General features: G+C 49.0%; 26 protein-coding genes and 1 tRNA gene. 3 read left to right on the top strand and 24 right to left on the bottom strand.

The annotated features are described in order from the left end of the window. Nucleotides 1-5: 5 nt before the first annotated feature. The 14 genes from ACFQ88_RS26945 to rpsF form a co-directional block, all read right to left on the bottom strand. A complete protein-coding gene (locus tag ACFQ88_RS26945) occupies nt 6-830 on the bottom strand; it encodes a carbohydrate ABC transporter permease (protein ID WP_379458951.1) in 825 nt (274 codons plus the stop codon). Further along, nucleotides 831-1,706: a carbohydrate ABC transporter permease gene (locus ACFQ88_RS26940; RefSeq protein ID WP_239630593.1), complete on the bottom strand. Its 876-nt coding sequence runs from the start codon at nt 1,704-1,706 to the stop codon at nt 831-833. A gap of 90 nt (nt 1,707-1,796) precedes the next feature. Further along, nucleotides 1,797-3,092, bottom strand: a complete 1,296-nt coding sequence (locus ACFQ88_RS26935; RefSeq protein ID WP_239630592.1) for an ABC transporter substrate-binding protein — start codon at nt 3,090-3,092, stop codon at nt 1,797-1,799. A 309-nt stretch (nt 3,093-3,401) separates the two neighbouring features. After that, nucleotides 3,402-4,328, bottom strand: a complete 927-nt coding sequence (locus tag ACFQ88_RS26930) for an ArsR/SmtB family transcription factor (protein WP_379458948.1) — start codon at nt 4,326-4,328, stop codon at nt 3,402-3,404. A gap of 240 nt (nt 4,329-4,568) precedes the next feature. Further along, the gene (locus ACFQ88_RS26925) at nt 4,569-5,852 is read right to left on the bottom strand and encodes an adenylosuccinate synthase (RefSeq protein WP_379458946.1); all 1,284 of its coding nucleotides are present in this window, start codon (nt 5,850-5,852) and stop codon (nt 4,569-4,571) included. A 221-nt stretch (nt 5,853-6,073) separates the two neighbouring features. Continuing rightward, nucleotides 6,074-7,417 carry a replicative DNA helicase gene (gene dnaB, locus ACFQ88_RS26920; RefSeq protein ID WP_379459438.1) on the bottom strand — a complete coding sequence of 448 codons (1,344 nt, stop codon included), beginning with the start codon at nt 7,415-7,417 and terminating at the stop codon, nt 6,074-6,076. 230 nt (nt 7,418-7,647) lie between these two features. Next, nucleotides 7,648-8,094, bottom strand: a complete 447-nt coding sequence (gene rplI / locus ACFQ88_RS26915) for a 50S ribosomal protein L9 (protein ID WP_379458944.1) — start codon at nt 8,092-8,094, stop codon at nt 7,648-7,650. After that, on the bottom strand, nt 8,091-10,052 hold the full coding sequence (locus ACFQ88_RS26910; protein ID WP_239630587.1) for a DHH family phosphoesterase: 1,962 nt from the start codon (nt 10,050-10,052) through the stop codon (nt 8,091-8,093). Before ACFQ88_RS26910 ends, rplI begins: the two co-directional genes overlap by 4 nt. Nucleotides 10,053-10,074: 22 nt before the next feature. Beyond that, on the bottom strand, nt 10,075-10,998 hold the full coding sequence (locus ACFQ88_RS26905) for a DUF2232 domain-containing protein (protein WP_379458942.1): 924 nt from the start codon (nt 10,996-10,998) through the stop codon (nt 10,075-10,077). A gap of 5 nt (nt 10,999-11,003) precedes the next feature. Beyond that, on the bottom strand, nt 11,004-11,306 hold the full coding sequence (locus ACFQ88_RS26900; RefSeq protein ID WP_239630585.1) for a MazG-like family protein: 303 nt from the start codon (nt 11,304-11,306) through the stop codon (nt 11,004-11,006). A 52-nt stretch (nt 11,307-11,358) separates the two neighbouring features. Further along, complete coding sequence (locus ACFQ88_RS26895) at nt 11,359-11,775, bottom strand: CBS domain-containing protein (RefSeq protein WP_239630584.1); 417 nt, start codon at nt 11,773-11,775, stop codon at nt 11,359-11,361. A 226-nt stretch (nt 11,776-12,001) separates the two neighbouring features. Next, entirely contained in the window at nt 12,002-12,289 is a 288-nt protein-coding gene (gene rpsR, locus ACFQ88_RS26890; RefSeq protein ID WP_239630583.1) for a 30S ribosomal protein S18, read from the bottom strand. A 20-nt stretch (nt 12,290-12,309) separates the two neighbouring features. Then, nucleotides 12,310-12,810, bottom strand: a complete 501-nt coding sequence (ssb, locus tag ACFQ88_RS26885) for a single-stranded DNA-binding protein (protein ID WP_239630582.1) — start codon at nt 12,808-12,810, stop codon at nt 12,310-12,312. A gap of 45 nt (nt 12,811-12,855) precedes the next feature. Beyond that, on the bottom strand, nt 12,856-13,140 hold the full coding sequence (gene rpsF, locus ACFQ88_RS26880) for a 30S ribosomal protein S6 (protein WP_239630581.1): 285 nt from the start codon (nt 13,138-13,140) through the stop codon (nt 12,856-12,858). 252 nt (nt 13,141-13,392) lie between these two features. Here rpsF and ACFQ88_RS26875 point away from each other — a divergent pair, with 252 nt between their 5' ends. Continuing rightward, the gene (locus ACFQ88_RS26875; protein ID WP_239630580.1) at nt 13,393-13,572 is read left to right on the top strand and encodes a YjzC family protein; all 180 of its coding nucleotides are present in this window, start codon (nt 13,393-13,395) and stop codon (nt 13,570-13,572) included. Between the two features lie 101 nt (nt 13,573-13,673). Then, nucleotides 13,674-13,922: a hypothetical protein gene (locus ACFQ88_RS26870; protein WP_239630579.1), complete on the top strand. Its 249-nt coding sequence runs from the start codon at nt 13,674-13,676 to the stop codon at nt 13,920-13,922. Between the two features lie 179 nt (nt 13,923-14,101). On the opposite strand, the gene ACFQ88_RS26865 is transcribed toward ACFQ88_RS26870, so the two are convergent. From ACFQ88_RS26865 to ACFQ88_RS26850, 4 genes are all read right to left on the bottom strand, one after another. After that, nucleotides 14,102-14,192: transfer RNA gene (locus tag ACFQ88_RS26865), tRNA-Ser, on the bottom strand. 147 nt (nt 14,193-14,339) lie between these two features. Continuing rightward, nucleotides 14,340-14,570, bottom strand: coding sequence for a DUF951 domain-containing protein (locus ACFQ88_RS26860; protein WP_379458937.1), 231 nt, complete (start codon nt 14,568-14,570; stop codon nt 14,340-14,342). Between the two features lie 3 nt (nt 14,571-14,573). Then, complete coding sequence (locus ACFQ88_RS26855; RefSeq protein WP_239630577.1) at nt 14,574-15,494, bottom strand: mechanosensitive ion channel family protein; 921 nt, start codon at nt 15,492-15,494, stop codon at nt 14,574-14,576. Nucleotides 15,495-15,506: 12 nt separating this feature from the next. Continuing rightward, nucleotides 15,507-15,749 (bottom strand): putative Se/S carrier protein, encoded by a 243-nt coding sequence (locus ACFQ88_RS26850; protein WP_379458935.1) that lies wholly within the window; start codon nt 15,747-15,749, stop codon nt 15,507-15,509. Between the two features lie 108 nt (nt 15,750-15,857). On the opposite strand from ACFQ88_RS26850, the gene yyaC reads away from it, so the two are divergent. After that, nucleotides 15,858-16,484 (top strand): spore protease YyaC, encoded by a 627-nt coding sequence (yyaC, locus tag ACFQ88_RS26845; RefSeq protein WP_239630575.1) that lies wholly within the window; start codon nt 15,858-15,860, stop codon nt 16,482-16,484. Here the strand turns inward: yyaC and ACFQ88_RS26840 are convergent. The 6 genes from ACFQ88_RS26840 to rsmG all read right to left on the bottom strand — a co-directional run bounded on the left by ACFQ88_RS26840 (nt 16,456) and on the right by rsmG (nt 22,243). Further along, a complete protein-coding gene (locus tag ACFQ88_RS26840; RefSeq protein ID WP_239630574.1) occupies nt 16,456-16,950 on the bottom strand; it encodes a DUF4446 family protein in 495 nt (164 codons plus the stop codon). The two genes, yyaC and ACFQ88_RS26840, sit on opposite strands and share 29 nt — an antisense overlap. Before the next feature lie 82 nt (nt 16,951-17,032). Next, complete coding sequence (locus ACFQ88_RS26835; RefSeq protein WP_379458932.1) at nt 17,033-18,187, bottom strand: aminotransferase class V-fold PLP-dependent enzyme; 1,155 nt, start codon at nt 18,185-18,187, stop codon at nt 17,033-17,035. A 104-nt stretch (nt 18,188-18,291) separates the two neighbouring features. Further along, the gene (locus ACFQ88_RS26830; RefSeq protein ID WP_239630572.1) at nt 18,292-19,149 is read right to left on the bottom strand and encodes a ParB/RepB/Spo0J family partition protein; all 858 of its coding nucleotides are present in this window, start codon (nt 19,147-19,149) and stop codon (nt 18,292-18,294) included. Then, on the bottom strand, nt 19,146-19,904 hold the full coding sequence (locus ACFQ88_RS26825; protein ID WP_239630571.1) for a ParA family protein: 759 nt from the start codon (nt 19,902-19,904) through the stop codon (nt 19,146-19,148). Before ACFQ88_RS26825 ends, ACFQ88_RS26830 begins: the two co-directional genes overlap by 4 nt. Nucleotides 19,905-20,450: 546 nt before the next feature. Beyond that, the gene (gene noc / locus ACFQ88_RS26820) at nt 20,451-21,266 is read right to left on the bottom strand and encodes a nucleoid occlusion protein (RefSeq protein WP_239630570.1); all 816 of its coding nucleotides are present in this window, start codon (nt 21,264-21,266) and stop codon (nt 20,451-20,453) included. Nucleotides 21,267-21,511: 245 nt separating this feature from the next. Next, nucleotides 21,512-22,243, bottom strand: coding sequence for a 16S rRNA (guanine(527)-N(7))-methyltransferase RsmG (rsmG, locus tag ACFQ88_RS26815; protein WP_379458929.1), 732 nt, complete (start codon nt 22,241-22,243; stop codon nt 21,512-21,514). Between the last annotated feature and the right edge of the window lie 3 nt (nt 22,244-22,246).

Genomic DNA, 22,246 nt, shown 5'->3' with positions numbered 1-22,246 from the left:
TCCTCTTATCCTTTAATTCCGCTGAAGCTGATTCCCTTGACGATTTGTTTTTCAAACAGCATGAACGCAATAATGACCGGTATCGATGCGATAGCATTCACAGTCATAGGAGTCACGTAGTCGACCGTATAGTTCGCGAGCAGCGTAGGGATGCCGACAGGCACCGTATACAGCTCCTCGGAAGTAATGGACAAGTACGGCCACAGGAAATTGTTCCACGATCCGATGAAGGTGAAGATGGAAAGGGACGCGATGGCCGGCTTGGCCAGCGGAAGCACGATCGTGCTGTACGTTTTGAACGAGCCGCAGCCGTCGATTTCCGCGCTTTCGACCAGTTCTCTCGGCACACCGTCGAAGAAGCTTTTTAAAATGACAACCCCAAGAGGCGCAGCAATCCCCGGCAAAATAATGCCTAGATAGCTATCCAGCAGCTCCATATCCTTTACCACGGCATAGAGCGGAATGATCGTCGCTTCTCCGGGAATCATCAGGCCGGCGACAAAGAACAGGAAGATCGCCTGTTTATAGTGAAATTGAATTTTCGAAATGGCGAAGGCGGCCAGAGAAGTAAACAGCACGGTCAGCACCGTCTTGACCAATGCGATAAACAGGCTGTTGCCCATCCACCGGAGCATCGACGTTTTGCTTAGCACCTTGGTGTAATTGTCGAACGTATACGGCGGCAAAAACCAGTCGACCAGCGTTTTGATCGGCGAGCCTTCGGTCTTGATAGAGACGAACAGCATCCAGACCACCGGTATCAGGAAACATACTGCGATAATGATGGCGATAACCAGCTGGATCCGATGCAGCAGCGTGACAGACTTCACCTAGACCTCCTCCTTAGGCTTTACCTTGAGCTGAACAAAGGCAAGCACGAGCAAAATCACAAACAATGCGTACGACATCGTGGCTGCGTAGCCCAAATCGTTATTTTTAAAGCCGGTCTCATATATGTATTGGATAATCGGCCTCGTCTTGGTGCCGGGCCCTCCTCTGGTAATGAGCCAGATTTGCGAGAACACCTTGTATGAGGCGATGATTTGCAGCAGCAGGATGACCCGAGTGATTGGCCCCAGCAGAGGTAATGTCACGTGCCAGAACAGCTGCCCGTCCGTGGCGCCGTCGATTTTCCCCGCTTCGTACAAATAATCGGGGATATCCTGCAGAGAGGCAAGGTACAGCACCATATTGAACCCGACCGTCCACCACAGCGTCACGCCTACAATGGATACCCATGCGAGAGTTTTGTCGGCCAGCCAGAACGGTTCCGCCGTACTCCCTAGAAGATGCAGCAGCGAATTGATAAAGCCCGTATACGGCTGGAGCATGAAGATAGCCAGGAAGGAAATGACGGAGACCGACAGGATGCCCGGCAAAAAGTAGCTCCCCCGCAAAAACGTACGGAACCTCGTTTTCATATTTGCAAGCAATGCCAGCACGAGGGCCAGCACGATCATCCCCGGAGTCGACAGCAGGACGAACAGCGTCGTGTTCTTCAGCGCTTCCCAAAATTGCGGGTCCTTGAGCATGGCGGCATAGTTGGCCAATCCCACATAGTCCATTTTCTTTATCAGCGTCCAATGATACAGGCTCATTTGCAAGCCCTTCAGCATCGGATAGATCGTGAACAGAACATAGACGATAAAAAAAGGCAGAAGGAACGGAACCGCCTTCAGGTTCCCTATCCGTTTCTTGCTTTTCATTGCGCACCTCTCTCACTGGATCCTTATAAAGCCCGGAGGGGCATCCTTCGCCCGCTCCGAGCTTCCGGACGTAAGATTCATCAGTCGTTTTTACTTGATGACTGTTTTCATTTCCTCAATCATTTTCTTAAAGGCGTCTTCCGTCGGAACGCTGTTGTTCCAGATCGTATCCAGGTTGCGGATGACGACGGTTTTGACCGCCCAGTTATAGGCCGAAGGCTTGTTGAAGCTGACGGTGTCGGCAACGGCTACGTAATCGCTTCGGTAAGGAAGCTTCTTGAATTCCGGATCGTCGACGATTTTGGACTTCGCCGGGATATGTCCCGCTTTGGCCCATATTTGGCCGTGGTCGGCAATATAGTTCATGAAGGTGATGGCTGCTTTTTGCTTTGCCTGATCCTCTTTCTTCTGAATCGGAAGGATGAGCGTATGGGAATCGCCCCAGGTCGCTTGCTTGTCAAAAAATTTCGGGATCGGCATGACGCCGAAATCCAAGCCGTTCGTCTGCTCCATCGTGCCGGTGTTCCATACCCCCGACATGAAGAATCCGGCATTGCCCGCCTGGAACGACTTCGTGAAGTTTTCCAGATTCAGCGGAATGACCTGCTGCTTGTGGTACAAATCTTTAATGTAGTTGGCCGCTTGAACCGCCTTGGCCATATCGATCGAAGGGGTTTTCAAATCGTCGGCTATGACATCCTTGCCGCCGAGCTGTGTATATAGCGCCCACCAGAGCCGATACGGATCGTCACCTTTGCTCGGGAAGGCGAAGGCCATCTGGTTGCTTTGGAGGCTCGACTTCAGCTTCACGGCGAAATCCACGAAACCTTGCGCCGACTGGGTCATGATCGGTTTGCCTTTGTCGTCGAGCAGGCCCGCCTGCTTCAGCAGCGCTTTGTTATAGAAAAAGATGAAGGGGTGGGTATCGATAGGGACCGCGTAGTGCTTGCCGTTCAGCATGGTCGCATTCATAATGTTCTGATTAAAAGAGCTCCAGTCCAGATTCGATAGTTTGGCCGGCGCATCCAGCTCCGTTACAACGCCTTGCTTGATCAGCTCCGGAAGTTTGGACGTATGGGAAACGCCAATATCCGGGCCGTTGCCGGACGAAACCCCGGTGATCAGCTTGGTGTAATATTCCCCCCATTCCAGCATCACGTTCTTCACCTGAATATTCGGATTGTCTTTGTTGAACGAATCGATCATCTGCTGCATGAAATCTCCGTCTCCGCCGCTGAATAGAGACCAGAACACCAGCTCTACCTTGCCGTTCGAGGCAGGCGGCTTGTCGCCCCCTTCCCCTGCCTTGGTCCCGCCGGATGTGCAGGCTGCAAGCAGCCCAAGAACAAGAACCAGCGATAGTAGTAATGAAAGCCCTTTCTTCATAGATTACACTCCCCTTCATCATAGTGTTCCGAACGATAACGAAACGACATCCTTGTTTCATTACAATATTTATGTAACGGTAGATCCAAGAATGCTATCGATGGTCATTTCTTTTTGGGGAACATTCGTAGTGCTTTCGGGGATACAGGCTTGTCCTGCGCATACTTTCGTTCACTATATCGTGATTTATTACCGTTTTTTTGTAATAAAGGACAGTCCGCGGCTCATGGCTTCTTTTGCAGACACAAAAAAAGAGACTCCCCACGCAAGCAGCGCCGGCAGTCTCCCGATGGTTGTCCATCTATGATTCTATGATTCCTGATAGGTGACCTTCATCTTAATATCATGCTCGAAGTCCCCGAATTCTTTGCCAAACAAGTTAATGCCGCCCTTATGGACCGCATTCGATTTGACCCCGATCTTGAACGTGACGAAGTCGCTCTGCGCCAGCTTGAGATCGGTGACGTTGACATTCGAGATAGGCACATCGTCGATAGACGATTTGGATTTATCGATTTTCCACGTCTTCACCACACCGAACTGCGTGTTATGTTCAGACCACCAGGCCGGATTCAGCCGACCCTTCCGCCCCCCGAAGTCTCCCGGACACGTCCATGTTCCGATTTCCATGTCATTGACCCATACCGTAATATCGGACGGCCAGTCGTTATCGTAGCTTGGCGCCTCCGAGCAGAGCTCCAGGCTGAACTGTACCGATTCCACGCCCGGTTTGTAGGCGGTGCCCAGCGGAAACTTGTACTCCACGTAGCCTTTCCGAAACCATATTAGCTGCGCCGTCGCCCGGTTCGGATGGAAAAAGCTCGAGGGACTGTCCTCGGGAATGATCATCTGCGTGGAATTGGCCATACCGCACGTTGGATACACCTCACAGTCGACAAACTGCCCGACAGGCATATCGATCTCGTAAGCGTGAATGCCGTTCTGTACGAATGTTCCCGGATTCAGGTTAATATGCACATCATGAAAGCTTCGGCTGCACACCTTCATGACACCGCGGATGCCGGGCTGCAGCTCGGTCAAGACCAGTCCCGCCTTCTCTAGAATCCGAATATGGGATGCCGCGGTCGATACCGGAATATGCAGCGATTCAGCTATCTCCATAATGTTCATGTTGCGGGTGTTCAGCAGATGAAGAATGTGGATTCTGACCTCGGAAGCCAAGGCGTGCGCTACCTTTGCCAGCTCATCAGGCTTACTTATGTCCAAATTAAGCATAGACGCCTCCATACGTAAATACAGACTAGGGTGCCGGGTATTCCGCTGAACGGAACGCTTTCGGTCTTGCCCGGATGGATGGGAACGGAACTTTTTCACAGTTCATTTTACTTTCTGTCCATAGTCATTGTCTATGAGGCGAATTGAACTTTCAGACGTTTTCCACGTAAAAAAACCTCCCGAAGCTCAACATACAGCCTCAGGAGGTTGATATTCGTACCGTTATTGAAGACGGTACAATTAATAGATCGGTCTTACCAGGTTCGTTTGCTCGCGATTGCGGCCAACCGAGAAAATAGCGATTGGGATGCCTGTCAGCTCGGATACGCGCTCAACGTAGCGTCTTGCATTAGCCGGTAAATCCTCCAGCTTACGAACGCCGGTGATGTCCTCGCTCCAGCCTGGGAGCTCCTCATACACCGCTTCGCACTCTGCCAGCATGTTCAGGCTTGCAGGGTAATGCTCGATCACTTCGCCGCGGTATTTATAAGCGGTACAAATTTTGACCGTTTCGAGGCCCGCCAGAACGTCCAAAGAGTTCAAGGACAAGCCGGTAATGCCGCTTACGCGACGCGCATGACGGACAACAACGCTGTCGAACCAGCCTACACGACGAGGTCTGCCGGTTACTGTACCGTACTCGTGACCCTTCTCGCGAATCCAGTTCCCGGTTTCATTATGAAGCTCGGTAGGGAACGGACCGTCGCCGACACGGGTAGTGTACGACTTGGCTACGCCGATGATTTGACGGATTTTGGTCGGTCCTACGCCGGAACCGATACATACGCCGCCAGCCGAAGGGTTGGACGAAGTAACGTACGGATATGTACCTTGGTCGATATCCAGCATAACGCCTTGCGCGCCTTCGAACAGCACCTTCTTGCCATCGTCGATCAAATCGTTCAACACAACGGAAGTATCGGTCACATATTGACGGATACGCTCTGCATAGCCCAAGTATTCATTAATGATAGCGTCGGCATCCAAGCCTTGCGAACCGTATACTTGCTCGATCAGCACGTTCTTCTCGGCAACCAGATGGCGAACCTTACGCTCGAATTCTTTCGCGTCCATCAGGTCGGCGATACGAATGCCGTTTCTCGCCGCTTTATCCATATAGCAAGGGCCGATCCCTTTGCGGGTCGTACCGATTTTGTTGTCGCCTTTGCGCTCTTCTTCAAGACCGTCCAGCACCAGATGATACGGCATGATAACATGCGCGCGATCGCTGATTTTCAGGTTATCCGTAGTAAAGCCGTTCTCATGAATATATTGAATTTCATCCAGCAACGCGCCCGGATTAATAACCATCCCGTTGCCGATCACACATACTTTATCTTTGTAAAAAATACCCGAAGGAATCATCGTCAGCTTATATTTCTTGTCATCAATCAAAATCGTATGGCCGGCATTGTTACCGCCTTGATAACGTGCCACCACTTCAGCGGATTCAGCCAGGAAATCCGTAATCTTTCCTTTTCCTTCATCGCCCCATTGGGTTCCGACAACCACAACCGTTGACATGCACATAACCCCCATTAGGTGAGATTCACCTATAATTAGCCAAAAGGCCTAAAAGCACCATGAATATTTTATCAGTACAACGCGGTAAAGTCAATAAAAACGAACAATAGTGCAGGCCTCTGTACCATTGTTCGGATATATTTCATATTTGAAAATGCGACGCCAAAATGCTGCATTGATGCATGGCTGCCGCCGATTTTGTTCCCCGTGCAACATTAGAATTACCCGGCAGCCATATCTTGATGCGTCCGGTCGAGACTGACAAACTTGTTGAAGTTTTTCAAAAAAGCAAGCTCGACCGTGCCTACCGGACCGTTCCGCTGCTTGGCGATAATGATCTCGATGATGTTCTTCTTCTCCGATTCCTTGTCGTAGTAATCGTCCCGGTACAAAAACGCGACGATATCGGCATCCTGCTCGATCGAACCGGATTCCCGCAAGTCGGACATCATCGGCCGCTTGTCTTGACGCTGCTCTACGCCCCGGCTCAGCTGCGACAGTGCGATGACCGGAACATCGAGCTCACGGGCGATTTGCTTCAGCGTACGCGAAATCTCGGATACTTCCTGCTGCCGGTTATCTCCTTTGCCCCGTCCGTGGATCAGCTGCAGGTAGTCGATCAAAATCATGCCGAGTCCCCTCTCCTGCTTCAACCGCCGGCACTTGGCGCGAATATCGGCGACCGTTACCGAAGGCGAGTCGTCGATATAAATGTTCGCTTCGGACAAAGCTCCGATAGCCATCGTCAGCTTCTCCCAATCGTCGCCCTCCAGGAAGCCTGTCCGCATGCGTCCGGCGTCGACGTTGGCTTCGGCGCAGATCATACGCTGCACCAGCTGCGCGGCGCCCATCTCCAGACTGAAGATGGCGACGGTCTCCTTCTCGCGCACCCCAACGTTCTGTGCGATGTTCAATGCGAAGGCCGTCTTACCTACGGAAGGACGGGCGGCTACAATGATCAAGTCCGAGCGCTGAAAGCCGGACGTCATCTTATCCAAATCGTGGAACCCCGATTTGACTCCGGTTGTTCCTCCTTTATTGTTATAAAGGTATTCAACCTTATCGAACACCTCCATCAGCACGTCGCGGATGGCGACGAAGCCGGTGCTCGAGCGGCGCTGCGATATTTCGAGAATGCGCTTCTCCGCATCGCTCAATAGATCGCCCACATCATCCGCCGCGGCGTAGCCGTCGGTGACGATGTTCGTTGCGGCGCGGATCAACCGACGCAGCATCGACTTCTCTTCTACGATTTGCGCGTAGTAGTCGATATTGGCCGCTGTCGGCACCGCGTTCGCCAGCTCCGACAAATACTTGATCCCGCCGATTTCCTCCAGCTCCTGCTTGTTTTGCAGTCGCGCGGTCAGCGTGATCAGGTCAATCGGCTCATTCTCCTCCGCCAGCTCGATCATGGATTCGAAAATACGCTGGTGCGATGTGCGATAAAAATCATCGCTCGAAATACGTTCCATCGCGGTGACAAGCGAATCGCTGTCAAGCAAAATAGCGCCGAGCACGGCCTGCTCGGCTTCCAGGTTTTGCGGAGGGATCCGATCCATAAACATACCTTCAGCGTTCAAGTCGTATCCTCCTCTTTAGGAAATGACCCTGTCATGGGTTTGTGAAAACATGGGCCGAGCCCTATCCCGGCCGTCCCGGCTCTCTATTGTATCCAACGGTGAACAGTAGGAAGGCTTTCCTTATAGGAAAGCCTCGGTGGTTGCCGCAACGCTCTCTTGTCTATCATACAATTGCAAGGAGCGCAGCAGCTATAAGTATATTCATCCAGCCCGGATTATTCTTCGGTTACATGGACCTTCAGCTTCGAGGAGACTTCCGGATGCAGCTTCACGGCAACCTCGGTAACTCCCAGCGTACGGATGGAATCCTCCATCATGATTTTCCGCTTGTCCAGCTTGATCTTTTGCTGCTTCTCCAGCTCTTCCGCTACTTGCTTGCTCGTAATGGCGCCGAACAAGCGTCCGTCTTTTCCGGACTTCGCTTTCAGCTGAACCGTCAGCGCCTCCAGCTTTTTGCCAAGCTCAACGGCGTCGGCTTTCTCTTGATCCTTCTTCCGCTGTTCCGCCTTCTTCTGGGTTTCCAGCACTTTCATCGACGATTCGTTAGCCGGTGCAGCCAGCTGCTGCGGGAACAAGAAATTGTTCGCGTAGCCCTCGGAAACGTTTTTGACTTCCCCTTTTTTACCTTGACCTTTAATATCCTTCAGCAAAATGACTTTCATTCGAAAAGCCCCTCCTCTGCTTCAATCTCATCTAGTATTTGTTTCAGCTTCTGCTCGGCTTCAGCTACCGTGCTCTCCAGCTGAGTCGCAGCATTGGTCAGATGACCGCCGCCGCCCATCCGTTCCATAACTACCTGAACGTTCATTTGTCCCAGCGACCTGGCGCTGATCCCGATCAAACCGTCCGGCCGCTCGCCAATGACAAAAGATGCCATAACTCCTGTCATAGTTAACAATGTATCAGCAACTTGCGCGATGAGCAACTGCGAATATTTCCGGTTAGGCTCCGTGACGGCTATTGCGATATGGTCATGGATGATGACCGCATTCTTGATGACCTCGGAACGCTGAATATATGCGTCCAGATCCTCCTTCAACAGCCTCTGGATCAGCGACGAGTCCGCTCCGTTGCGTCTTAAGAAAGAGGCCGCCTCGAACGTCCTGGCGCCGGTACGCAGACTGAAGCTTTTCGTGTCCACGACAATCCCGGCAAGCAGCGCCGTCGCTTCCAGCACGCCCATCGTCAACCGGTCGTTGAAGTATTGCAGCAGCTCCGTCACGAGCTCACAGGTGGAGGAAGCGTAAGGCTCCATGTACACCAGCGTCGCGTCCTGAATGAATTCTTCTCCGCGGCGGTGATGATCGACGACGAATTTGCGCTGCGTCAGCTGCAGCAGCTTCGGCTCGGCAACCATGGAAGCCTTGTGCGTATCCACCACGACAGCGAGCGTCCGCTGATTCGTAATTTGCATCGCCTGCTCGGGGGTAATGAACCACCGGTTCAGCTTCTCGTCTTCATATATTGTATCCATCAGCTTTTGAATGGAAGGATTGATTCCTTCCAGCACAATATAACCTTCTTTATTGCTCACATGGACCGCCTTGAGCACCCCAATCGCAGCGCCAATTGCATCCATATCCGGGTACCGGTGACCCATGATGATGACTTTGTCGCATTCCTTGATCAAATCGCGGAGTGCATGAGAGATCACCCGCGCCCGGACTCTTGTACGCTTCTCGATAGCGTTAGAGCGTCCGCCGTAGAACGACAGCCGCTCGCCGACCTTGACGGCCGCCTGGTCGCCGCCGCGTCCTAACGCCATATCCAAGCTCGTCTGCACCAGCTGTCCGAGCTCCGTCAGCGAGTCGATGCCGGCAGCGATCCCGATGCTCAAGGTCAGCGGAAGCTTGTTCTCGATCGTCAGGTCGCGAACCTCGTCCAATATTTCAAACCGGGATTGCTCGAGCGATTTCAGGCCTTTTGTGTTCATCAGAATGAGGAACCGGTCTGATGCCGTGCGCCGCAAGTAGACGTTGTTCTTTTGCGCCCACTCCGTAATCTCGCCGGTCACCCGCGCGAGCATGATGCTCCGGGTCTGATCATCCATCCCCTGCGTCGCTTCTTCTAGATTGTCCATCATGACGATCCCCATTGCGATGCGCTCTTCCTCATACCGTGCCGTCAAGGTACGGTGCGCCGTAATGTCGGTAAAATACAACAGCCGCTCGTCCGGCTTGATTTGAACCAGGTACATACTTTTGCCGATGGCGATCTCGAGCTTCAAATCCTTTTCCTTGCGCGCCTTGAGCGCCGGAAACAATTCCACCAGCGATTCGCCTATCAGCGATTCCTTCGACACCATCTTGGCGACGAACGGGTTGTGCCATTCAATGATCTTCTCCTCGTTATACAGCAATATCCCGATCGGCAGCTCATGGATGACTTCATTGCCGGCTCGCTTGATCCGATGGGATAGCGTTCCTACATAATCGTTCAAATCTTTGCGGAACGCCTGCTCCGCCTTCAAGGTGAAGTAAGCCAAAATGCCGCACAAAAACAAGGCGATCACACTGATCAGCCATTGATATACCATAAGAATGAATATCAAGACCGTCAATAAAACAAATATCCATACGATATGCAAGCCGTGCCATCGCTTTAGCAGGAACTTTGGCATTCCACTCGCTCCTAATCCATCATTATTTTCGCGTCATTCGTTCACGGATCGGAAAGGCTACGTCAAACACGCCTAGCATACTGAAGATGAAGTAGGCCGGAGGGAAAATGAACAGCAGCACGATGCCGCCGATAGGCAGCGCCCGATTCCAACGATTCGTATGAACCACGAAAAACAAAAACGCTAGTGCTTGTATTGCAAAAGCAGCTGTCAGCAGCGGCAGCAAGTTAATCAATATGGTGAACAGCATCGAATTCGTATCTTTAACGAAAAATTCCATAAACAAAGCGATCATATAATACCATACGAACGACCGCGGCAGCATCCATTCGCGAATCGGCTTGAATGCAGGAATCGATTCTCCGGAACGGTTCAATATTTTTCTCGACAGCCAATGCGTGATGACGATGAGGAATAAGGAAATCCCTATCATGTACAGCGGCAGCATTTGGCTCATCAGCTGGACAAGAACATCCTGGTCCAGCGCTACCATGCCTTTCAGCTGATCCGGCAGCGTGTTGATGCTCTCCGTCATAAACTGCTTGATTTTATCGATAATATTAAATCCGAACATATAACTGACTACAAGGCTTAACAGCATCTCGGCCAGCAAAGTCACCGTTCCGGCCGTCAGTACCGTACGGGCTGCGGCCCGTTTCTTATACAGATTGCCCATCTGGATGACTGGAGGCAAAAAGAACAGCGACATCGACACGAGCAGCACGCCCGCCCATCCTACCAAAAACAAGGAGGTCAGCACGTACACTATGGCCAGGCTCACGCCGTAATGGAGCAGAAACCGCTTCGTATCCAGCTTTACGAACTGAACGACGACCGGAATCATCAATAAACTGAATGTAATAATACTAAGCGGCGTAATAACCGAAAGCAGCAGTAAGATTGTCGCTGCACTCCAGCCTAGCATTCGTACGGAACTCTTCCCCAACACCTTCACCTCTTACGCAAATGTTCTTCCAAAGCGGAAATATCGCCGTACCATTCTTCCAATTGGTGCCCATCTTGCCTATGCTTCTTCATTTTCTCCAAAACCGCTTCGTCTAAACTGCGCAGGGAGATGCCGAGACGCCTTCCAAGAATATAGCAGCAGGCAACAAGGCTTGCTAAACCGTCTATAATTTTATGATGGCTTCCTTCCCATATGCCTTTTAACAAATGTGCCATTTGATCGACGAGCTCTGTTTTCAGCCATTCAATGATCTTGGCCCGCTTTGCCAAATCCATATCCCGATCCATTGGACAAGCCGCCTTTCTCTATAACCGACACTTAGTTAATTATACCACAATTTCAAACCTTTTGTTCTGCCTGCCAAAGCTTGAAGCAATAATCGATGATCTCTCTTCGGCGGATGATGCCTATGAATACCTCATTATCGTCGATAACGGGAACGTAATTCTGATTGGTAGCCAGCGTAATTAGATCCTGCATCTGCTGATCGATCCGGACCGGCTTGATATGCATATGCTGCGGAACGTCCTTCAGCTGTACTTTATGAGTATTCTCGAACCCGATCTCAGGCGAATGCTTCAGCTTCCATAACAGGTCGCCCTCGGTTATCGTACCGGCGTATTTGCCGTTGTCATCGATTAACGGCACCGCCGAGTAGCGGTGGTATTCCATACGCTCCAATGCCTGACGCATCGTTGAATGAGGGGATAAATAAATGACGTCATCTTTAGGCAGTAGAAAAAACGCGATATTCACCTAAGCCACCCTTTCTCCTTCTTAACTTCCATGGCGCTGCCTTCTTCATAATACACTATGATGGGAGCCGAAGATATACAACGCCTCTTTGCAGATCCCTTTTATTTTACCAGATGTGCGCGATAGGTTCACCTTTCCCAGTTAGTCCCTCCACCCGGTAAAATAACTCCACCCACCCAATAAAAAAAGACAGCCGGTATCCCGGCTGTCTTCTTCCGTCCATCTACTACTCAGTTGTGTAAGGCAACAACGCTACTTGACGGGAGCGTTTGATCGCAATCGTCAGCATACGTTGGTACTTAGCGGAAGTTCCTGTTACACGGCGAGGAAGAATCTTGCCGCGCTCCGAGATAAACTTCTTGAGCGTTTCGATGTCTTTATAGTCAATGTGTTTGATTTTGTTTACAGTAAAGTAACACACTTTACGGCGCTTGCCGCCTTTTTTACCACCACGACCGCCGAATTTACGCTCACCGCGCTCTTCGCCGCCGTTGTCTCTTCTTTGAAAGCCCATCGTATTCAGTCCTTTCTACGTTAGAATGGCAAATCATCATCGGAAATATCAATCGGTCTTCCGTCATCCTGGAACGGATCTTGATTGTCGCGCGCTCCGCCGTAACGCTGTTGACTTTGACCTTGTTGACCTTGACCTTGCGGTCCCGGGCCACCATAACCGCCGCCACTCATTCCTTCTTCACGGTTCCCGCCGCCGCTGTTAGCAGATTCCAAGAAACGAACATTATCCGCAATAACTTCCGTCACATAAACGCGCCGGCCTTCGTTATTATCGTAGTTGCGCACTTGTATCCGGCCTTCTACAGCAGCCAAACGGCCTTTACGCAAATAATTGGCACAGGTCTCAGCAAGCTGACGCCATGTCACAATATTGATAAAGTCCGCTTCACGCTCTTTCTGCTGGTTCGTAAAAGGACGATCCACAGCCAGCGTAAATGTCGTCACGGCAACGCCTGACGGGGTATAACGCAATTCAGGGTCACGAGTCAGCCTTCCAATCAGAATCACACGATTTAGCAACCTATTACCCTCCCAGCATGTCAATTACGGCACGTATGCCTTGTCCTACGCTACGTCTTTAACGATCATGTAACGAATGATTTCGTCGGAAATCTTCATCACGCGGTCAAGCTCGGAAATAACCTCGTTGTTAGCGTTGAAATGAACTAACACATAGTGGCCATCGCGGAACTTGTTGATCTCATACGCAAGACGGCGTTTACCCATTACATCGTGCTTAGTAATTTCTCCACCGTTGTTGATGATGCCTTGGAACTTCTCAATCGTAGCTTGAACAACATCTTGTTCAATGTCCGGACGAATGATGTACATTACTTCATATTTGCGCATGGTTTCACCTCCTTTTGGACTAACGGCCCCCTCAAATAGGGAGCAAGGAGCGAGAATTTCACTGTCGTATCAAAACTCGCACCATAATACTATAGCAAAATCGAAGACCAATGACAAGTTTATTTTCGAAATGACTGATTTCTTGTCGATATTCCTCACGTTTCTGTCGGCGCATGGTAAATATTATGGCTCATGGATTGTGCCGTGCATGGAAAAACTAGCATTACACTTTCGTACAGGAGGTGACCTGATATGGGCGAATGGAGCCAGTTTAGTCCTGGAGACACCGCTCCCAACGACGGCGAATATATGGAGATCGGGGAAAATGCCTTTCACATGGGAATTAACAATCCCAAAATCATCAACTTGAAAAAAGGCGACAAATTCCCGGAAACCTCCAATCATAACCGGAAGTGGAAGCGTAAGTACTAGCCTTATTCGTGATTCATTACCCTCTCTCCGCCGATGCCTATCTGGGTACCCACGTGCGGAGGGAGACCAATCCTCATTTCATCCAAAAGGAGCATACCGCGATGCGATACCCTATAACCGCTCTGTGCGCCGCCATAGGCGCAGCCCTGAGTCTCGTTCATTATTTCGGGCATGAAATCGAACCGATCTATATTTTGTTCTATTGCTTGAGCGTACCGGCATGGTTTTACCCGATCTGGGGCACCAACAACGTCAACCCGGTGATTCTGTATACGCTGACGATTTTATCTTGGGCTGTCATCGGCTATGTGGTCGACCGGTTCACCGTACGAAGGAGAAGCCGGTATTAACCTAACCTCATACAGCTTTGTTTAAAAGGGAATGGCATTCATGTGCTGCATTCCCTTATTTGCTGTTTCTCCATTCCTACTATTATAAGTAGGCTTACGCAAAATGAAAAAACCTCCTGCGCATTCAACGCAAGAGGTTTATGTATAGTTTACCGCACGCTGCGGGTTCGTTCAATTGGTGGCGGAAAGAGTGGGATTCGAACCCACGCACGGCTTGCGCCGCCTAGCTGATTTCGAGTCAGCCCCCTTGGGCCTCTTGGGTACCTTTCCGCATTAAAAGGGACAAGTGTTATAATATCATAAATACATATCGAATTGCAATACTTATGATCGATAATTTTCTTCATTTTTTATCCAGTAAACAAATAAGGAACGAACGTCATCTTTGCGTTCGCTCCCTTTATGATGCTGTCTTTTTTACTCCATGGAATAAGGTCCGTTCTGCTGTGAGGCATCCGGATTCGACCGCAGCACTTTTTTCAGCTTGCTTTCGAATTTCGCCCGCGGAACCAATACGCTATGCTTGCATCCCACACACTTGATTCGGATATCCATCCCTAGACGAATAATTTCCATTTCATTGCTGCCGCAGGGGTGAGGCTTCTTCATTTGAACGATATCGCCAAGCTGATATTGCTTTCTTTCCATAGCTCACTCCCCCTTTTCATTCTTATGATAATTGACGACCCGCGGATACGGAATGTCGATTCCGTGGGCATCGAACGCCTTTTTCAGATCGGCGTACAGCTCTCTGGCCACCACCGGGTGCATATTCGGCTTGCATTCCACCGTGGTTCGCAGCGTTACATTCGCTCCGACCAGTGACTGCACTCCCAGAACCTCCGGCTCCTTCACCATGTTCAGGTTGTGCTCGTAGTTTCTCTGTACCGTCTCTTTCATCACCTGGATCGCTTTATCGATATCTTCCTCATAAGCGATGGTCACGTCGACTACGGCAACCGAATTATTGACCGAGAAGTTGGTCACCTGCGTAATCGAGCCGTTCGGTATGTAGTGAACTTCTCCAGTCCAGCTGCGAATTCGCGTAACCCTTAAGCCTATTTCTTCCACCGTGCCTTTGAACGTACCGGTCTGGATAACATCGCCTACGGCGAACTGATCCTCGAATATGATGAAAAATCCGGTGATAACGTCCTTAACCAGGCTTTGCGCCCCGAAGCCTACCGCCAAGCCCACAACGCCGGCTCCGGCCAGCAACGGCTCGAGACGGATCCCGAATTGATTCAGAATCATCAAAATCATGATGAAATTGACGACATATTTCACGATATTGCCAATCAGCTTGCCAATAGTCTTAGTTCGCCTCGTATCGAACTTCAACGGACTTTTCTCCCGCTCTACGAGCATATGCTCCAGTGCTTTGTTGGCAATTTTGATCACAATGCGGCAGGCGATGAAAATAAAAACGATTTTAATAATAGTAAATAATATAGTAGTCCATACTGCAGGATTCGAAACATAGTTCACGACTTGTTCTTTGAGGTTCTCCAATGCTGTTAAGCTCGCTCCCGCGTTCTCATTAGCAAGGAACAGATTGACCCACTGATCCATGCCTACACCACCTTATAATTCCATGTTAACATATTGATCGCCCACTTTGGAATAGATGCCCCGGATCTCGACCCGTTCTTCTCTCACGATGAGCTTTACCCTCTCAAAATCTTCTTCGGGAAACTCGAGGGATAACGCGCAGCCGGCCGTAATTTGTTTGGGCGTCGGGCACATATCGTTCTCGATATCGGCATATTCCAGCAGCATTTCGGCCCGCAACGCCTGTTGAGTCGAATCGAATGCCATCAGCAGCATGCTCCCGGCCTCCTCTACTTTAATTTCCATGGCTACGTATATTTCGCTATCTCTTTCCGTATACTAGTAAAAACGTTCTTATGCTCCTAGTAAATGGAGGGTTATTATATGAAACTGCCTTTTCATAGAGATCAAGCAGCGCCGCAAGAAGCCGGAATGACCGAATCGTTGAAGGTACAGCATACCGAAAGCAACATTATCGAAATCTTGTCCGGCAAGCTCTCTTCCATTTTAGCGCAAATTCCGTCTCATCAGCCTATCATTATTATATGTGTAGGCACAGACCGTTCAACCGGTGACTCCTTGGGGCCTTTGGTCGGAACCCAGTTGAAGAAATACCATTTGGAAGGCCTTCATCTCTACGGCACGCTGGATCAGCCCGTTCACGCCATGAATTTGAAAGAAACGTTGAACTCGGTACAGGAACGATTCACGAATCCGTTTATTATCGCTATTGATGCCTGTCTCGGTCAATTGACCAGCGTCGGCTGCATTCAGATCGGCGATGGACCGGTCAAGCCCGGTGCCGGTGTCAATAAAGACTTGCCCCCGGTTGGAAACATGCACATTACAGGAATTGTCAACGTTGGCGGTTTTATGGAATATTTTGTATTGCAAAATACTCGTTTAAGCCTGGTTATGAGCATGTCCGAGGTCATATCCAAATCATTCCATGTGGCTATAAGCAACCTGAAACAAATGACGGCTACTTCTTTTGCCCGACTCGATGGATAGCTTCCTTCTCTTCCGGTGAAAGAACGTATTGCGAAGTTCCTTGCGCAACCGGCTTGGCATATACATACGTTTCTTCGCGGTTGTGAATGCCGGTCAATACGACACCGTCGAGCTCCTCGTCCAGAATAGCTACCGAGAAGCTGAGGTCGCTGCCGTTTTGAGCGAACGCATTATATCGATGAACACCGATGTTGGACTTCATTTTCTTCATGTGGCGTACGATCCCGGTAATTTCTTGCTGGGATTTTTCTGTTTGCTGCTGCATTTCGGCCATCTTAGCCTGAATCTCAAGCAGTGCACCCTCTACATTGATTCCGGAATCTCCATTCAGCATAGTAAGATAGGTTTTACGAAGCTTTTTCAGCTTGCTCGATAATACAAGTACAATAATTAAAAAAACAACCAATACAGCCGCCATAAAGATTAACAGCACCCTTATATCCAGCAGCTCCAGTATTTCCCCCATACTCCTGTCCCCCTGCGCAAATTCACACGATCTCTAAGTCTTTCTCTACTCCATGCTTATAATCATACTCAACTCATGCCTGTTATTTCAAATGTTGGGCGATTTCCTTCACCGCGTTCACCAACCGCTCCACTTCTTCATCGGTAGTAAAATACCCAACACTTGCCCGGACCGCCCCTCGTTCCATCGTACCTGCACTTTCATGCGCCAATGGAGAGCAGTGAAATCCGGATCGCACCGCAATCTGAAATGAATGATCCAGTATAAAAGCGACCTCGGACGAATCCGCTTCATTGACGGTAAAGGTGACGATTCCCGTTTTATTTTGCCCCAAATCCGGACCGAGGAGCTTGATCCCTTCAATTCCCATAAGCCCGGACATCATCGCCTGGGTCTGCAGCCATTCTTTTTTATGTATTTTCTCCGGCGTTTCCTTGAGAACAAACTTGACTCCTTCGTTCAATCCGGCAATTCCTACCGTATTTTGCGTTCCCGATTCGTACCGGTCCGGTCTCACTGTCGGTTGATCGACCGCTTCCGATTGGCTTCCGGTCCCCCCTTGGAGCAAAGGCTCCAGATCCAGTTCCGGAGCAATATATAAGCCGCCGGTTCCTTGCGGTCCCAGGAGCCCTTTATGACCAGGGAAGGCAAGCATGTGGATCCCCATCCGCCCGACATCAATATCGATCGTTCCGGCAGTTTGGGCGGCATCAACAAGGAAGGTGATCCCCTTTTGCTTACACAATTCGCCCATTTGCTCCACAGGAAGAATCGAGCCTAATAGATTTGAGCTATGACTGCACACCAACAGGGACGTTTTATCGGTTACCGCGGCGGAGACATCGTCGATATTCAACTCGCCTCTTTCATTCGTCGGGACATAGGTGATCGTAATTCCTTTGGTTTTCCGTAGAAACTCCAATGGCCGGCGCACCGAATTATGCTCCACGGAAGTGCATATGACATGCGCGCCTTCTTTTACAAACCCTTTGATTGCTTGATTCAAAGCCATTGTCGTATTTAGCGCAAAAGAAATATCGTTGGGGTTTTTCACAGCGAACAATTTAGCCAAATTTTTCCTGGTCTCAAATAAAGTCCGGCTCGCCTTAACAGCCATCTGATGGCTGCCTCTTCCGGAGTTGGCGGCGTAGTGAAGCATACAATCCTGCATCGCCTCCAAAACTTCAGGAGGTTTGGGCCATGACGATGCCGCGTGATCCAAGTAAGCTACTTGCATAATTGCACCTTCCTTCACAAAAAGTAGCATACCTAGTCTGCCCCAAACCCATCGGCAATACCAAGGTATGCTACGTTCCTTTTTTTCAACATCGTTTCGTGCATTTACGATATTTTGCCTTGAAGCAGCTCCAACAATCGATCGAGGTCATCCTTGGAGAAGTACAACAGCTCGATTTTTCCTTTATTATTGTTGTTATGTTTAATTTTAACCGTTGTTCGGTAAGCTTCACGCAAGTTTTCTTCCAGCTGGTTAATATAAGGATCTTTGCGTTTCGACTTCGCGGTAGCTTTCTTCGTGTCCGCTCTTTCCTCGAGACGCTTCACTTCCTCTTCCAGCTCTCGTACGCTCCATTGATCCTTAATAGCTTGATCCGCCAATGATTTAATTAACTTCGGATCCTTCAATCCTACGATGGCTTTCGCATGGCCCATAGACAATGTTCCACGTGAAACATACTGTTTTACTTCTTCAGGCAGCTGAATTAACCGCAAAAAGTTGGCAATATGCGATCGGCTCTTCCCGACCTTCACGGACAGCTCCTCTTGCGTCAAAGAAAACTGGTCGATTAGCGCTTGATATGCAACGGCAACCTCCATTGCGTTCAAGTCTTCCCTCTGCACGTTCTCGATTAACGCAATTTCCATGACTTGCTGATCGGTAAACTTTTTGACAACAGCCGGGATGGTGGCATTGCCGCATACTTGAGATGCGCGGAACCGGCGTTCACCGGCAATTATTTCGTAACCTTTCAGCACGCTTCTTACGATAATGGGCTGAATAACGCCATGCTCTTTAATCGAAGCGGCTAACTCATTAATCGACTCTTCGTGAAACGTTCTTCTCGGCTGGTACGGATTCGCCCGAAGCTGAGATAACGGGATTTCCACTACTTTGTCGTCGTCATTAATGCTCAATGCTGGCAGCAGTGCGTCCAGTCCTTTTCCTAAACGTTTACTCACAGTGCGATCACTTCCTTTGCGAGCTCCATGTAGACTTCGGCTCCCTTAGATCGCGGATCATAAGTTACAATCGATTGACCATGGCTAGGTGCCTCACTCAATCTAACATTTCGCGGGATTATCGTATGATAGACTTTTTGCTGGAAATACTTTTTCACTTCTTCAATTACCTGCATTCCCAAATTCGTTCTTGCGTCGAACATCGTCAATAGAACGCCTTCGATTTGCAGCGAAGTATTAAGATGCTTTTGCACCAGACGAACCGTGTTCAACAGCTGACTCAGCCCTTCGAGCGCGTAATATTCACATTGTATCGGAATAATGACGGAGTCCGCGGCGGTCAATGAGTTAACGGTGAGAATGCCAAGGGAAGGAGGGCAGTCGATAAGAATGTAGTCGAATAAATGCTTAACCAGGTGCAGCGACTTTTTCAAACGCACTTCACGGGAAATGGTAGGAACGAGCTCGATTTCCGCACCGGCTAATTGAATTGTAGCTGGGATAATTTTCAAATTGGGAATGGCAGTGTCCACCATTGCTTCTTTGGGATGAATATCGTTGATAATGACATCATAAATGCAGTAAACAACGTCAGCCTTATTAACCCCGATACCGCTTGTCGTATTCCCCTGGGGATCAATATCTACCAAAAGTACCTTTTTACCTAAAGACGCCAAAGATGCTCCCAAATTAACGGATGTTGTCGTTTTCCCTACCCCACCCTTTTGATTGGTTATTGCAATAATCTTAGACAAAATCAGTTCACCTCAATAAAATACGATGTACGAGCATAATCAAACCACTACGCTCATGAGTCATACATAGTAACGGGGGGACAACAGGCCTGGTTCGTTTCAAAAAAAAAGAAAACGAGTACACCACAGTTGAAGAACAGCAGCCCAAAGCGGCTCCGCTCGCCAATTACAGCGATCTCATCAAAACTCTTCCTTCTACCCTCGAATTTCGCATTTTTCTCTCAGTTGACTCCAGCAACCACACGGTAAACGACGAAAAAGAAGCATTTCGCTGTGAAAACAGTCAAAAATGGCTATGTAAGCAGAGAAAAGACTTCCCGAAAGTTAGAAGTAAACCATTTGCGGTAAAGAAAAGCTCCCATTACGGAGCTTGGTTAATAAGCGATATGAAGTCTACTTCTCTATCATACTATATTTTTAATAACATAGGAATGTTTAAGTTCACGAAAGCTTAATATACAGCGAAAAACAGAGATAAACCATCCATGTCAAAGATGAATGCATAAAGTTTATCCTCGAATCCAGTGTATCTGATAAACGGACGCCTTATCGCTTCGGTATTTTAATGACGATTTCATAATGATCCTCGAAATCTTGTTCCGTCGTATTGATCTGCAAGCCGGAGGAAGTCACCATATCTACCGATTGGCGAATCGTATTAAGAGCGAGACGGACATCTTTGGAGAAAGAAATGCGTTTTGCCTTCTTCAGCTTCACGGTCTCCTTCAAAAACTGGATCCGCGCCTCCGTCTGTTTGACATTCAGCTCTTTGGTCAAAATATCCTCCAGCACCTTAACTTGAAGTTCCTCTTGATCCAAAGACAGCAGCGCCCGAGCGTGCCTTTCCGTAATCTTCCTCTCCATCAAAGCCAATTTGACCGGTTCACTCAAGTTGAGCAGACGGATCTTATTGGCAATCGTAGACTGGCTCTTGCCCAGCCGTTGAGCAAGACTTTCCTGGGTCAGCGAATGAAGGTCGATCAGCTGCTGATATGCCAATGCTTCTTCGATTGCAGTCAATCCTTCCCGCTGCAAGTTTTCGATCAAAGCAATGGATGCGGCCTGCGAATCGTTGAAATCGCGAATAATAGCGGGAATTGTTTCCAGGCCCAGCTTCTTAACCGCTCTCCATCTGCGTTCGCCCGCAATAAGCTCATACATATTGTCCCTAATTCGGACGACGATCGGCTGTATAACGCCGTGAGTTTTAATGGTTTGACACAGCTCATCAATTCGTTCATCATCAAAAATCGTTCTTGGCTGATACGGACTCGGGACAATATCACGCACAGGAATGTTTTTGATTTCATCCGCCGAAGTTCTCTCCGTAAATCCAAACAACTTTGAGATCTGTTCTTTCATTAATTAACCACCCGATCTTTTGCCGTAAATATGTACCGTAACTTTGTCTTTACTCTAATATAATTCTCCAAATATATGAAATTTCCTGCAAGAGTTTGCTAGACAACTATGTGAAAATAGTGAACAAAAAAAGAAACCTCTTACCCTGCAGTTCAACAAAGTACCAACAGCGACCAAGAGGTTGTTTTACAATAAATCAATAATCATGTTCCACGTGAAACAAAGATCAGCAACAATAAAACTTTTTACTGTTTAATAAGCGGCATTTTTAACGGTGTTCCCGCTTTTCGAGGATACTTCGCAGGTGTCGGAGATCCCTTCTGAATCAAGACCAAATGTCTCTTCGATGCTTCCTGCTCCGGCAGCTCCATCCGGTATGTATGCAATAGCTGCCCTTTCAGTTCTTTCAAACTGAATCCCGCTTCTTGAAGCTCCTCTTCGACCTCGCTGCCCTTCATGGCAAGAAAATGACCTTGTACTCTTACAAAAGGCAAACAGAACTCGTTCAGTACAGTCAATCTGGCAACCGCTCTCGCCGTAACCAAATCGTATTGATCGCGATGCGCTTTATTCCGGGCTACATCCTCCGCTCTGCCGTGAAGGCAGTTCACATCCGATACTTGCAGCTGCGTACACAAATGATTCAAAAACTGAATCCGTTTGTTTAGCGAATCTACAATCGTCACGTGAAGATGCGGGAAAGCAATTTTGAGTGGTATACTCGGAAATCCGGCGCCCGATCCGATATCGGCAACCGTTTTCTTTTCTTCCATGTTCACAAAAAAAGCAACAGAAAGAGAATCGTAGAAATGCTTAATATACACTTGTTCTCTCTCTGTGATGCCGGTCAGGTTCATTTTCTCGTTCCACTCCACCAGTTCCTTGTAATACGTTTCGAACTGATCCAGCTGACGGTCCGATAAATGAATCCCTTTTTCGGCTAACAAATCTCGGAATTTCGATTGAATGGAATCCATACT

This window comes from Paenibacillus sp. NPDC056579 (assembly GCF_042793215.1).
Classification (GTDB): Bacteria; Bacillota; Bacilli; order Paenibacillales; family NBRC-103111; genus Paenibacillus_S.
Note: the sequence above shows the minus strand (reverse complement) of the source record. Positions and strands in the feature narration are given on the sequence as shown.